General features: G+C 46.0%; 18 protein-coding genes. 16 read left to right on the top strand and 2 right to left on the bottom strand.

Features of this window, described 5'->3' with window-relative positions; translation table 11 throughout:
• Window positions 1-493 precede the first annotated feature (493 nt).
• Window positions 494-2206 carry a hypothetical protein gene (locus tag ACKLNH_RS16565; RefSeq protein WP_413113369.1) on the top strand — a complete coding sequence of 571 codons (1713 nt, stop codon included), beginning with the start codon at window positions 494-496 and terminating at the stop codon, window positions 2204-2206.
• Window positions 2199-3191, top strand: a complete 993-nt coding sequence (locus tag ACKLNH_RS16570) for a hypothetical protein (protein ID WP_413113370.1) — start codon at window positions 2199-2201, stop codon at window positions 3189-3191. The genes ACKLNH_RS16565 and ACKLNH_RS16570 overlap by 8 nt, the downstream gene beginning before the upstream one ends.
• Before the next feature lie 37 nt (window positions 3192-3228).
• Here the strand turns inward: ACKLNH_RS16570 and ACKLNH_RS16575 are convergent, their stop codons facing one another.
• Complete coding sequence (locus tag ACKLNH_RS16575) at window positions 3229-3591, bottom strand: hypothetical protein (protein ID WP_413113371.1); 363 nt, start codon at window positions 3589-3591, stop codon at window positions 3229-3231.
• A gap of 559 nt (window positions 3592-4150) precedes the next feature.
• Between ACKLNH_RS16575 and ACKLNH_RS16580 the strand changes: the two genes are divergently transcribed.
• Both ACKLNH_RS16580 and ACKLNH_RS16585 read left to right on the top strand, forming a co-directional pair.
• Entirely contained in the window at window positions 4151-5275 is a 1125-nt protein-coding gene (locus ACKLNH_RS16580) for a hypothetical protein (protein ID WP_413113372.1), read from the top strand.
• Entirely contained in the window at window positions 5235-5768 is a 534-nt protein-coding gene (locus tag ACKLNH_RS16585) for a PDDEXK family nuclease (RefSeq protein WP_413113373.1), read from the top strand. Before ACKLNH_RS16580 ends, ACKLNH_RS16585 begins: the two co-directional genes overlap by 41 nt.
• A gap of 267 nt (window positions 5769-6035) precedes the next feature.
• Here ACKLNH_RS16585 and ACKLNH_RS16590 read toward each other — a convergent pair whose 3' ends face one another.
• A complete protein-coding gene (locus tag ACKLNH_RS16590) occupies window positions 6036-6305 on the bottom strand; it encodes a hypothetical protein (RefSeq protein WP_413113374.1) in 270 nt (89 codons plus the stop codon).
• Window positions 6306-6463: 158 nt separating this feature from the next.
• Here ACKLNH_RS16590 and ACKLNH_RS16595 point away from each other — a divergent pair, with 158 nt between their 5' ends.
• The 12 genes from ACKLNH_RS16595 to ACKLNH_RS16650 all read left to right on the top strand — a co-directional run bounded on the left by ACKLNH_RS16595 (window position 6464) and on the right by ACKLNH_RS16650 (window position 13011).
• A complete protein-coding gene (locus tag ACKLNH_RS16595; RefSeq protein WP_413113375.1) occupies window positions 6464-6898 on the top strand; it encodes a DnaJ-like cysteine-rich domain-containing protein in 435 nt (144 codons plus the stop codon).
• A gap of 9 nt (window positions 6899-6907) precedes the next feature.
• Entirely contained in the window at window positions 6908-7177 is a 270-nt protein-coding gene (locus tag ACKLNH_RS16600) for a hypothetical protein (protein ID WP_413113376.1), read from the top strand.
• An 18-nt stretch (window positions 7178-7195) separates the two neighbouring features.
• Window positions 7196-8716, top strand: a complete 1521-nt coding sequence (locus tag ACKLNH_RS16605) for a coiled-coil domain-containing protein (protein WP_413113377.1) — start codon at window positions 7196-7198, stop codon at window positions 8714-8716.
• A complete protein-coding gene (locus ACKLNH_RS16610) occupies window positions 8716-9423 on the top strand; it encodes a VRR-NUC domain-containing protein (RefSeq protein ID WP_413113378.1) in 708 nt (235 codons plus the stop codon). Before ACKLNH_RS16605 ends, ACKLNH_RS16610 begins: the two co-directional genes overlap by 1 nt.
• A gap of 43 nt (window positions 9424-9466) precedes the next feature.
• The gene (locus tag ACKLNH_RS16615; protein WP_413113379.1) at window positions 9467-10732 is read left to right on the top strand and encodes a hypothetical protein; all 1266 of its coding nucleotides are present in this window, start codon (window positions 9467-9469) and stop codon (window positions 10730-10732) included.
• A 93-nt stretch (window positions 10733-10825) separates the two neighbouring features.
• Window positions 10826-11140, top strand: a complete 315-nt coding sequence (locus ACKLNH_RS16620; protein WP_413113380.1) for an HU family DNA-binding protein — start codon at window positions 10826-10828, stop codon at window positions 11138-11140.
• Window positions 11137-11370 (top strand): HU family DNA-binding protein, encoded by a 234-nt coding sequence (locus ACKLNH_RS16625; RefSeq protein WP_413113381.1) that lies wholly within the window; start codon window positions 11137-11139, stop codon window positions 11368-11370. The genes ACKLNH_RS16620 and ACKLNH_RS16625 overlap by 4 nt, the downstream gene beginning before the upstream one ends.
• A 332-nt stretch (window positions 11371-11702) precedes the next feature.
• Window positions 11703-12011 (top strand): hypothetical protein, encoded by a 309-nt coding sequence (locus ACKLNH_RS16630; RefSeq protein WP_413113382.1) that lies wholly within the window; start codon window positions 11703-11705, stop codon window positions 12009-12011.
• 35 nt (window positions 12012-12046) lie between these two features.
• Window positions 12047-12253 carry a hypothetical protein gene (locus tag ACKLNH_RS16635; protein ID WP_413113383.1) on the top strand — a complete coding sequence of 69 codons (207 nt, stop codon included), beginning with the start codon at window positions 12047-12049 and terminating at the stop codon, window positions 12251-12253.
• The gene (locus tag ACKLNH_RS16640; RefSeq protein WP_413113384.1) at window positions 12234-12464 is read left to right on the top strand and encodes a hypothetical protein; all 231 of its coding nucleotides are present in this window, start codon (window positions 12234-12236) and stop codon (window positions 12462-12464) included. The genes ACKLNH_RS16635 and ACKLNH_RS16640 overlap by 20 nt, the downstream gene beginning before the upstream one ends.
• Window positions 12461-12730, top strand: a complete 270-nt coding sequence (locus ACKLNH_RS16645; protein ID WP_413113385.1) for a hypothetical protein — start codon at window positions 12461-12463, stop codon at window positions 12728-12730. The genes ACKLNH_RS16640 and ACKLNH_RS16645 overlap by 4 nt, the downstream gene beginning before the upstream one ends.
• Entirely contained in the window at window positions 12727-13011 is a 285-nt protein-coding gene (locus ACKLNH_RS16650) for a hypothetical protein (RefSeq protein ID WP_413113386.1), read from the top strand. Before ACKLNH_RS16645 ends, ACKLNH_RS16650 begins: the two co-directional genes overlap by 4 nt.
• The last annotated feature ends 1 nt before the right edge of the window (window position 13012 follow it).

The following is a 13012-nucleotide window of genomic DNA, read 5'->3' on the forward strand; positions in this document are numbered from 1 at the left end:
TTGAATAATCACACTCGTCATATCACCTGACAAGGCAAAACGCGGATAGGCGCCGATAGATGGTGCATTGACGGTTAATAGTCGCTTATACACGACTTGATTAAGGATTGTGCGGGGATTTGCTGCTTATTAACCCTTTGTCGTCGTCAATAGACGGCGTATAGACGCGGAAATATTCAATGGGAAACCCATAGGTCGGCAATAAGGGATAATAAAGAGTCTTTTAACTCCCTTTAGTCGCCTTTAGGTGGTCAATTGACGCCTAAGATAATGCCGCAAGGTCGGTAATAGTCGCCAATCCACCAGCATATGACGGCCATAAGTAGTTATATGACGTCTAAAATTAAGCGCCAATGCCAGCAAAAGCGCTCATAGTCGCCGATAGACGTTTTTAAGCGACCTAAAGCCGACAATAAACACTACAGCTCTATCTTAGTACGATGTAGAATAAAACGCCCCTCGCTCTAAAATTCATTTTTTAGGAGTGTTGTCGATGCCAAAATCGATCACCTCCGGTTTCAATAATGTCATATCCCGTCTATTCCCTTCATACAGTGAAAAGGATGATCGTGACGGGGCTATTGTTTTTGAATCCGGCCCATCTGCTACCGGCGGATACCGCTCAACAGGCCTAACACCTGACACCGATCATGGTGGTGGTTTAGCGCAAGAAGGCAAATCCGATAACGACCGCATTTTTTTGCGTCAGTTGCCAAACGATAGGTTTGCAAAATATCGCGTGTTCAATGAAATGGCGTCTGATAGCACGCTGTCAGCAGCATTAGATATGCACCTGGCACATGCTTTGTCAGTCGATCCGCGTGCCGGTGTTGCGCTAACACTGCAAGCCGTCGATGAAGAGCATCAAGAGTTTGTTGCGACACTCGAAAAAGACGTGATGAGCAAGATAAATAGAAGCATTGTTAGCTGGACCAAGCCGATGCTGATTTATGGCGTTAACTATGTAAGGCCCTATGGTACTCCGGGTGTGGGTATCACTCACTTTGAGGCTTGTTATTACACGTTGCCGCATAACATCAGAGAGTATGAACGCGCCGGGGAAATTGCAGGTTATACCAGTGAAAATCTACGAACGAGAAAAAGCGGTGAGCAAGTACGGCTAGCTGAACCGTGGGCCTTAGTCCCTCTGAAAGTGCCGTTCTGGCAATCGAGCATGGAATCAGAGCCGATCAACTACAGCAACAATGCCTATTCCCTTTATGACGAGGTGTTGGACCGTTCGCCGCTCGAAACCCAAAACTACGGTACGTCATTTTTAGAGTTTGCGTTTGAATCCTGGTGCGATATGCGCGAGGCCTTGCTATCTCTGAAAGCGAGTAGACGTAACGCGTCAATCAGTGACCGGTTTGTGTCTGTGAGTACAGATGGCTTAGATTCCGCCAGGGCTGCAGAGTATATAAACCTTGTCGCTGGCCAGTTAACGCAAGACCAGGAAGCCGCAAGCCGTCGCGCATCTGTTCAGGGCTTTATACCTACTGTCTTAACTCGCATCATTCCGGTCGCGCAAGGCGGGGCAAAGCAGGGCGTTAACATTGATACGCACAGCACCGACCCAAACATTCAGCATCTTGAAGACATCTTATTTCACGCTAAAAGGCTGGCCGCCAGTATCGGAATAGACATTTCAATGCTCGGCTTTTCGGAAATGCTCGGCGGGAATTTGGGGCAAGGCGGTTACTTTAGAACAGCAATTCAAGCTGCTTTGCGTGCGCAGTGGATCCGTATGGCCATCATTGAGTTTGTTGACCGCTCGCTTGATATCCATATCGCCTACAAACACGGAAAGGCCTTTCCCGACGGTGAAAAGCCGTGGCGCGTCAACTTCCATTCTATGAACACCGCTTTAGAAACCGAAGAGCAAGAAGCTAATGAAACCAGGGCTAGCTATGCCTCTATGGTGGTCGGCATCCTAGATATGCTCGAAAACGGCAAGATGGCCCAATCTGAAACCTTCAAAAAGCATCTTTACGAGAACCTACTTAATTTTGACTCTGAATCAGCGGCCGAAATTTCTAAAGAACTCGCCAACGCAGTTAGTGAAGACGATCAGTTCATGGAAAGTGCCGGGTTATCCGGTGTTGGCCAAAGTGACATAAACGCCATCATCTTGAGCGAACTCGACGAACTAAAGCGAATGGCCGATATCGCTAATCAATACACAACTAAGGAAAATGAGCATGGCTAAAGTGCTAAAAACTGTAACGGACCGCTTTTCGCTACTAAATGACGGTCGTAAGCTTGGTTCGAATAAGAGAAACTATCTTATCGAAGCTGTACGTAAAACGATTGAATCACCACAGACGCAAGAATTACTACGACTCGGTGAAGCTTTTGGTTATTTCGGGCATAGTCGCCGCGAACTGGCCGGTAAGCCGAAGATTGCAGAAACCGAAGTGGTTAACATCAAAGGTAAGCCGGTTGTTATCGACAATGTGCCATCCAATCGAACCGTATCTATCTCAGTAGATGACGAAGGCATTGTCACTCATACACAAGAGATCTTAGCAACACCAACGGGTGAGCTACTTATGTCTATGTTGGATTCTGGCGCTGGTGGCTGGTCCTGGGTGACGAGCGGCCGCGATACGAGCATGGCTAGTATTGTTCGTAGCTTCTTTGGTTTTGATTTTGTCAAACAGCCAAACTTCTTAAGCCTGGATCATCCTTCAATGATGATGGAGTCTATTGATGGCGGGCAATCGATGATGCTTGAAAGCCTCCAGGGCGCGGGCTTAGAAGTCGATGAGGCTAAGGCCGTATTAGCTAAGTGGGGTGATACCGATGGTTTTGAAGCTGATGTTATTGCGTCACTGCAAAGTGAGGTGATGATGCTCGAAGGTATGGTCCATGATAGCCATAAGCTGCAGGGCCAAATTGACACACTGATTAATGAAGAGAAGGAACGCAGTAAGCAGCGTGAAACGATGTTGCTTGAAGCGGCCGGTAGTTCTAAATTCTTCATTAACGAGGAACAGGCCAACGCGTTAGCCAATATGAGCACCGAAGATGATTTAAAAACGGTACAGATGATGTTTGAGTCATTCAACCGCACCTCACTCGGTACTTTGCCGCTTGGTCGAGCAAAGGATCCTGAATTTGTTCAGGTAAAGAAGTCGTCCGCATCGACGGAAGGAATGTTTGAGTTTGGCAGTCATAACCGACAATTCTAGCGAAAAAAAGGGATCACATTGATCCCTTTTTTTGTCTCTATTCCACAGATGGGCCTATAGGTCGCAAATAAATTGCGTTTCGCTTTGATCTGTAGAGCCTAAAATCATATCCTTGGATGCTGAAAACTTGTTGGTTATCAACAAGTCTCTTAACTGCTAGATCTGGATTACTACCTGCTTGCTTTGTGAGCGAATGATTCAGTTTGAGCTTTATTGATCGTTTTTGTGATCCAACGCAGTTAAATACGCCTTCTCCTAGAACGATGATCAAGGTTTTGGGTGGGATTGGAAACCCCGCCTTTGGCGCGTTTTTTCTTTTGAAATCATTAGCATATGCAGATGATAAACGATTGAGAGCCGCTAGATCTTCATCAAGCGTATCGGGTATGTAGTCGCTCATTATTCACTCTATTTGAGGTCTGTATGGGTGTATATAGGCGTGTATAGAAAGTTAGCCTCTATATCGACGGCTGATTACTATATATAATATAGTGAGTAACAAGCCAATTAACAAAAAGTTCGTTAATTGACTAGGGGAGAAATCCCCAAAGATTCAAATTAGGGGTGGAATCCTAATCTGATGATTGGACAAACCGAGTGTGGAAACTTGGTTTGATGATGACGGGTTTGGAAGCCCGTTATCAGTGTTCTTAGCTCGACTGCAATCGACTAAGGGCGGCGCTTAAAGCGCGAAGTAGTTAAAGGCACAAATAAGTAAACATACATACATACATACATACATAAGGAGCAAGCTATGTAGCCAAACACACACCGTCCAAACTCACATACAAATTGTGCGATTACACATCGTACAAACACATAAATTATGCGATTGAGCTTCGTATAACTTCTAACGCCTACCATAACTGGTAAGCGTCAGTAATTATACGTGCGGGATCGCTCTGAATCAATTTTTTCACGCAAATGCGTGTAAATATTTACACGAGCCAAATCACACTATGATCACCGAGAGCATCCAGGAACGCCCGAAGTACCTAAGTCCAGCACTAAGATCTCAAGCTGCTAACCTGGCGAAGCGCTACAAAGATGACCGCGCCATTCGTCAAGAGCTTTGCTATGTCACTGCAGCGACCTTCTTTTATAAGCACAGTGAATGTAAAGGCATCTTTGCCACACCTCGCAATGTGGTTAAGCACTACAACATGCACGCGGCTAAGTTCAACGTCCCGAGCCTTTCAACAAGCATTTCTCGTAATCGCACATTAGAGAGCATTCGCAAGAGATGTATCGACAAGGGCCTGTTCACTCGCTCGTATGGTGAGTATTACAAGGAAACCCATCAGCGCATCGTTTACCTTCACCCTGAACTGGATGCGATTGATAAGGTTGCACCAGGTGTAATTAATTGTGCCGCTCATAACGCGAAAGCGCTTTTAGAGCGCACTAAAAGACATGAAATTAAGCAGCAAATACAAGCTAGTGGTAAAGCGCCAAAAAAGCCGGTAAATCCGAGTAACGGTAAGGGTTCGCGTGACTCAGATAAATCGGGACATTACGCACCATTGGAAACCGGATCTCTTACAGAGATTAAAAAGAATAAATATAACCAGGCTACGCTGGAAAAATTTTCATTGAATTTTGATTGGGTTAAGAAAACATTTGCTTCATACGCTAAAGAATTCATTACGCTGTCAAAGCTGTTTGAGAAGAACAAAGATAAGCCTGGCACGATGAATGAGATCCAGGCACTACGAATGATCCGGCTGTTTAGTCTAGTAGGTAGACGTATTCCTAGAGCCCTTCATAACGCGCTAGCACACGTCGCACACGTCGCAAGAGCAGCACAGGCAGACTTAGAGCCGTTAGGTGGTGGAATGACGTCAGCAGTTCATAGAGCGGCGACAGGAGCCTATGAGCGCCACCAGCAAGAGCAGTCGCAAGCTATCGAGGTCGCGGCAGGTGTTCGAGTAAGTACCATCATCAGCGAGATCGCTAACCTCAAGCGCTTAATATCCAACAGTCTAGAGATAAATATGGATACAATGATTCTAGAAAGAACATTAGCGAGAGAGGAAGAGCGACTTGAAGGCTATAGAAACGAGTTTCCTGGGTTATCGTTTTAGATCCCGGGCCGAAGCGCGTTGGGCGGTATTTTTTAACACACTAGGGCTAGACTTCGTGTATGAGCCAGAAGGCTTTAAGTTACCGGTTGGCCGGTACTTACCTGACTTTTTCATACCGTTTCGGTCCCAAGATGGTGTGTATGTCGAGATCAAGGGCGGCAATCCTACGTTTGAAGAGCGGATGAAGTGCCGTAGTTTAGCCAGGAAGACGGGTAAGCCCGTATATTTGCTGTATAGCAATCCTATGAATGTAGTTATCAAAGCAATCGAATTCAGGCCTATTCGTCTGTTTTGGATAACTCTATTCGTCCGCTCATCGGATTGGGCCAAGAAGCGCGGCAAGTTACCTTTTGCTGATCACCAGCGTTTAGTTGATGTGTTTTGCAATGGCCAGAAGCGCCGAACGCGGCAAGGTTTAATTGAAGATGCGATCCTTGCAGTAAGAAGCGCACGGTTTGAGCACGGAGAGAAACCGGCCGGACGGCCTGATTAAGTAGCAGATACAAAAAAGGCCCTAACAGGGCCTTTTGTTTAGTGTTGCCTTTCTAGTTCCCGCAATCTCTTAATGCGCCTTAAGTCGATTAGGTCGGAGGGTAACATGTGAATCATTAACTCTTTCCAATCGCTAGTGGAGTAACACCACGCATAAGCAGCGTCACTGTCTATTGAGTAAAAGAGCATAGTGCGTTGGCTGTAGTGAGTATCAGGTTTTGAGTTGCGACGCTCTATCATGGCGCTATGTTTGTTAAATGCCATTGAATTACTCCGATACCGCCAGTAATGCTTTCTCAGTCAGTTCTACTTTCCCGTCATTAATACAGAAAAGCGAGTGATCCATCATTGCGGTCAGTCGCGCCGCGTCAATGCGAAATCCCTTAGCAATATCTTCAACCGCGTTATTGCCGGTCAAGACCACTTGAATAAGTTGATAGTCAAACATTGAGTTAGAAACTTTGCCGAATTTCGTCGGGTTAAGTGTTGGTTTGATCTCTGTTTTGTTGTTTTCGAGTAGCGTAAATAGCTTAGTCATAATACTGTCTCTAAATAAATTGAAATTACGTCATGGTGTGAGAGCCATTAAATAATATCTAAGCCCGCTTGTAAACTAGGAATTTAATAAAAATATGTGTAATATCTCAAAAATTGATAGTAATCAGACATAGCGGTATAATTACCAGGGAGGCACGCATGACAGAAGAGCTAGCAAAACATAAGCGAAATCAGCTTGAATCACGCATTGAACAACGGAATGAAGCGAATAATTCAATCCTTGATGCGATGGGTTTAGCCCTAGAGGACAGTGACGCAATTTCACTCGTTGATACTGACGATTCAGAGGTTGGGTTAACGGATAGGCCTAAGACATGCAAAGAATGTCGCGGCCGAGGCGTTGTTAAGCCGATGTTTTTCGAATTCGAATGTCCCGCGTGCTACGGAACAGGCTATGACCTTTCCGACCCAATAAGGCTGATCAAGTGGCAAAAACTCTGTATGGAGTGGGCCAAGGATCGCATTGGTAGCCTCAAAAAAACGCTGTATTTGGCTAGCACTACAGTCGATGAGCGTGAGGCTGACTCGATGGAAGCTTTTTATAGCGATAGTAAATACAACAAAAACGATTGAGGGTTTCTCATGGAAGACACATATCAATTATTTCGACGCAAAACCATTCGTATCATTCGAGATATGAACGGCCTGTTAGACCATAGCGGCCCTCTCATTGATGGGTTGGCTATTACGGCTCGTGAAATTGCGTCGGGAGTAAAGGAGCCGCCGAAAGTAGCGGACATTGAAAAGCACTTACAAGAGCTCGTTGCTGACGGCCGAGTAATGCCAATTACAAACGATACGTATCAACTCGCAGATGCGCAATCGCTATGCAAACGACTTATAGCTGACTAGGCTAATACCAGGTATCAAATGCAAAATCTCTCACACTCCCAAAACGCTGATTCAACTCTTTCTGTAACAATACCGTGGGGAAGCGAGGCCTTAAGCAAGGTCGCTAATCCAGATGAACTCGAATTGCTTTCACTGCAGCAACACATCATTGATGATCTGCAGCTAAAGATATCAGGCATGATGAGTCGTGCTACGGCCATTACTGCTATCAGCAATGCAGAGCAAGAATCGCAATCCCTTTCTATTCAGCTTAAAGAAGCCCTTGCATACATTGAACTTCTTTGCAGCAAGCAAGAGCAGGGCCGCAGCGATAGCGCCGCCGCCAATCAAGAGATTGAAGACCTAAAGCAGCAAGTCGAGATAGCGCAATTATCCATTGATGGCTTGAAAGAGCAGTTAAGCAAGCAATCACAACAGTCTCATGATGCAAGAGCCGATCTTGCAACGTCGCAAGTACTGGCTAATGACTTTGAATCTAAGTTTCATGTAGCGATGGATAAGGTAGGCAAACGAAATCGTAAGATATCCGAGCTTGAAGCCGAGCTATATCAGTACAAGAACACGGTCACATCTACTAATAAGGCATTGAGGCAAGCGCAAGAAGAGCTAGCCGGTGTTGAGTCTCGTATCGCTAACGCGGTAAGTGCAGAGCGGGCCAGGATGCAAGAGCGCTTTGATGCAGAGCTACGAGCAGAGAAAGAAAAGGGACAGGCAGCGGGCAACAAGGTTGCCTCTATTGTCGAGCATGAAAGCCGCCAGCGTATTTCATCCCTCGAGCGAGAGCTTGAATTGCAGAAAGACAGTTATGACGATTTGACCGCTACACTACTCAGTTGTGAGTCATATCAAAATGCCTTGAATAGCTATGATCTGACTTTGGCTACTGTACGCAAGAAGTTTGAGGCGAAGCATAAAGAGATAGAGGCGCATACGGCGGATCTCGAAGCGCAGCTAACGCAAGCGAAGAGGGAAAACATTTATTTATCGGCGGTTCTCGACTTCTATTGCACTAACGTGGTGTGGTCGCACGAAGATGGTACCTATGTCTTTGTCCTAATGCACAGCAATAAGGCCCCGTACCGTACCGGATGGGAATCAGAAGCGCACCGCAACTATCCAATTTGTGTTGTGATGAATCCCAACAATACGGCACACAAGATTGCTATCCATGAAGAGTCGAACGCGCTAATGGTCCCGGTTAACGAGGATGAGGTATGCTGCTTTAACCATAAGCACGGCAAAGCGATCCAGGCGGCCATGATGGCCATGCCGACTAAAGAATATAATGATGCAGTTGGGGCGAGCGTTAAGCGTAACAGGCTGATTGCACACAATGCCGAGCACTTAGATATTAATTGGTCCCAAACGCTGAAAACGGGCCGTTTCTTATCGATGGCTGGCGGTGAGCTGCTAAGTGATGAGGACTATAAAGAATTGAGCGTGATGCAAGTCTTGATGGCGAGTTTCCGTGGTGAGTTGGTATCTAAGGGAAAGAAAGCCAAACGCAATGTAGTTAGAAGAAAGAAGGCCCGTAAGTAATGGCCTTTGATGAAGCGTTTTTAGTTGAGCAGCAATTAAAGCGCGAACGATGGAACGCTGCAGGGAAGCGAACAGGCAATGGCGGCCGGTTTTCGACGAAATTTGGTAACACTACGAAGGCGATAAAACCCGCTCATAAAGAATCATTCCCTAGCGCTGGTGGCGTGACTCGTTCAAGAGTTGTTCTTGATCCTGATTTACCATCTTGGCTAGCTAAAATAGTATCGACGGATAAAGAGGTAATGCGCGGCTTAAGTGATAAAAGTTATCGCATTGAATCACCTCACAAACAAGCTATGGTGTGGCTTGCAAAGGATTTGACGCTGCTTAAATCGAACGAAGAGCACTATATCCAGGTAAGGCTTTTCTATACTGTAGAGATAGAACTTCCTGATGTGTACGAGGTTATGTTTTCGATACCTAACGGCGGTCTTCGAAGCAAGAAGACCGCCGGAAAACTAAAGGCGGAAGGTCAAAGGGCCGGGTATCCAGATATTGCCATCGATACGGCGCGTGCGGGTTATTTTGGCTATCGTTTAGAAGTTAAAACCGAGTCGGGGAAGATGAGCGCGACACAAAAAGGCTGGTCAAAAAAGTTGAATAAAAACGGATACCTGTCTGAAACTCGTTATGGTTTTGACGATTGTATGTCCGGTATTCGTGACTATGCATCGAAAGGGCCTACTTGCGCTATAGAAACAGAGTAACGCTGTGTTATTCTTGGTTCAAATTCACAAGCGAATATTTCTAATGCCTAACTATCCAAGTACCGAGTTGGTAAAGCTGCTTGAGCAGGTTTCTATAGAGTCTAAAAGGCTGCTATGGCGATTACTAACACAACAAAAGCAGAAGGTAATGCGAGTCAACCGCATTATAGGCGGCACGCTGCGACGTGTTGGTTTGGTCGGTGAAGATTTGGCGAGGATGGAAGTATTTCCGGCCCGTATTTACAAGTCGCGCACTTGTTCGTCGGAAGACATTGATTACCTTGATTCGATTGGCTTGCTAGAGTTTGCGGGCCAAAACAACTTTGTTGATGGCCTTATCTTCCGGTTAAGGCCTATGACGCTGGAATATCAACGTAAGTTAGTTGGGCTTATCATCGATGATCTGTTCCCTATTCCTACGAAAGTTAGTGTTAATGGCCTGGCGTCCTTGAGAGGCCTTAAGGTTAAGCAGGTTCCCGGTGGCTTTGAATTTAGCGTTGCGCGTCGTCTTAACTCTATTCATGTGCCTGAATCTCGTAAGATAATGAGAGCGTCGATGCTCGATGACCCGGCGCAAAGTGAGCATTGCAAGGTTAATACAGCAGAGCCATTAAGCCTTGTTGTTGATTGGGCCGATCTTAGTCATAAGGTGTGGGACTTTGAGCTTTTCTATCGCGCTATTCCTAGTGAAGTAAGCGCATTTTTTGAGGCTGCAAAGGTAAGGGCTAGCATTCGTCGGCCTTATCGCCTTGCCTGGCAAGAGTTGGCTAGTGGCGTTCAAATTACTAAAGGCCGGGCGAAGGGTGCGAGCAGTAAGGCCATTTCAAGGTTAGGTGAAGAGCGATTAGCTGAATTCACATTGCCCGATCCGCTTTTGGTTCGCTTCCACGATACGCCGTACAGCTATGAGCGCTTGAAAGAGATACCTAAAGCCGTGCTGACAGTACTAGAAGCACAAGGAGCGGTAAGGGAAGTGGACCCGTATTATGACGTTGTAGAGCGTTATGAAATGACAAGTGCCACGTACCGCAATAGGGCTATGCTGCTAGTCGAGATGCTTCGTAGTAATAATATTGTATCTGTGAAGACAGAGCTCGAGTGGATGGCGTCGGAGTTTGGCTTAAAGTGGCATAACCGAGGTGAGTACATTTTTGGTTTTGGGTTTGAGTCGATAGACAGCAAGAGCGCGTTACCGAGCTATCTCGAAAGAATGCACTTTTGCCCGTACACCGGAGCCGAGCTAAGGGCCGTTACGTCAATGACGGGCTGGCAATGGCTTTATGAATTTTACGAGCGTAGAGTTATCTAACGCTTCTTTGCTTGGCGTTATGATGCAGGTTGTTTGAAGTCTGCATTCTTAGTGATAGGATATTCTATATCTGTTTATAGAAATTGAATTGGAATGAAAAAAACACGGAATGTATCAAGACAGGTTATTTCATGCGATCTCGCTTTGTTGCTAGCCAGGGAGAGCGGTAAACCCGCTATGGGCCTGGTAGATACATGCGAGAGCTTTGTATCAGTATTTTTTGATGAGCTTAGATGCTACTTAAAGCACGGTGAATCCGTTGATATTGAAGGGTTTGGAATATTTAGACATCAACGTGTAGCAGAGCGCGACGGTGCCGGGTTCTTGGTTGGTAAGGTGTTACCTGCAGCAACTAAAGTAAGGTTTGAACCGGCTAGCAAGTTCAAGCAAGGGGGCGTCGGCCTATGATCGCTACCGCTCAGTTGGTGGCGAGGTTATCCGGCCGCTTAAATCTTCCTCAAAGTGTTGTTAGAGACAAAATCAACCATCTTGTCATTGCAATTGATTCTAGGCTGGTGGCTGGTGATTCAGTTGTGATCCGTGGGTTTGGGACCTTCTATAAATCCACATACATTCGTAACAGTAAAGCATGTAATCAGCTAGTGTTTAGGCCTTCAAAAGACTTACTTAGTGAGTGATCTCTAGACGCAATTGTTTGCGCCGCTCTATTCCCCCCTCAAAACTGCTAAAAATCGCGTTAACGTTACACATCTTTTATTTACTAAATTACAAAGTTATATAGAATACAGACATCAAAGGGATGTCAAAACTATGATTGTATATAACGCATTAATTTTAGGTGGTAACTACCGCCTTTTGAGTTCAGTTATCAATGGCACGCTAGTTTTGCAAATTAAGCCAGATGGAGCTGACCATTATCGCCCGGTGTACCAAAACGGAGCGGTATTAAGTTTTCATAACGCCCGCACCGCTAACGAGGTGATTCGGGCCTTACTTCCGCAAGTATCCAATGATTTATCAAGACCAAGCACAGCAAGCAAACACCATTAAGATTTTCAATATTTTAGAGCGTCTATTCGCTTGGCATGGAGTGCCATCGAAACAGGTAGAACTCAATATGCTTGCCAGGTTAAACGACAAATACCCAACGAGCAAAACGCCTGCCGCACTGCGCCAGCGTAGACAAGCATATACACGCGTAACGAGAGGTTTGTCTGTCGTTAGTGGGAAAAGGCCGCAACTAGCAGCGTTAACGCGCCGCTTAAAGTGGACCAAAGTTAGAAGTGCGAGGGACCATGCGACGTTATCAGCAGCGTAGCCACTGGTTTTTCCAGTTGAAGAAAAGGAAGATGCATGACCGTTTTAGTTCAGTCCGAAAAAGTAGGTGAGTCTGTTTACCGTTGCGACCATTGCGGCCACAAGTCCCGATGGATTAACTCTGATTGGCACGCATACGGTTCAGTTGAAAAGTTAAAGGCGGGCGAGGCCGAGCACTATTGCACGCGGGAATGCCTCGATACGGCAAAAAAAGGGGTGGATTATGTCGATTTTGACGCCTGACCGTGTGGCCAGAATAGCCGCCTTTACTGTTGGCTTTTGTCAGGTTCCGGTATTGATGTTCATTGCTGCAATGACCGCTTCCTCGTTTTTATTTGATGGGCCGAGGTTTGGTGTTCGCGTGCCGCAAGAATCTATCTTTCTAACGCTGTTTTATATGTGGTGGGGCTATGGCGTGGCGCTTATCCGCGATAGTGGGGCGCTAGCAGTATGAGCGAGCATATCAATGATATCGCGTTGGCCTTCACTGTGGAGCAAGTCAGAGCGGCTAGCGAAAATGCAACACTCGTGATGGCTGATCATCCTGTGAAGTTTCAGGACCAATCGGGCCGTCGTTGGGTTGCCTTTGAGGATCACAGTAGTTTTGCGCCTTACTGCATTGCGCCTGATAACGGGAATGATATCAGTCTATCCGTTGTTAGCTTTGCCTGTAGAAAGCAAGCAGAAGGTTTTATGCACTTATTAAGGAAATCACAATGAATCTAGAAGAATTTAGAGATAAGACAGACAGCGAGCAAAAAGAGATTATTGCGCGAGGTCTACGAGGCACTACTATCGTGCGTATTGGCCGCTTTGCTTTGATCGTGTCTGCAGTGTGTGCAATGTACGGGCTGATGACCTACTTAGAGCTGCAAATCAACGCTAATCGTATTGCGTCGGTCGTGACGGCTATCAAATCGTTAGAGCCAGGCCTTACCGAGATTGAATACAGCAAAGTCTTTGATGCCGCGTTCCCGCCGCTTGAGTGCGGCAATCTCTAGC

It is taken from the genome of Thaumasiovibrio clandestinus, assembly GCF_047250365.1.
Taxonomy (GTDB): Bacteria; Pseudomonadota; Gammaproteobacteria; order Enterobacterales; family Vibrionaceae; genus Thaumasiovibrio.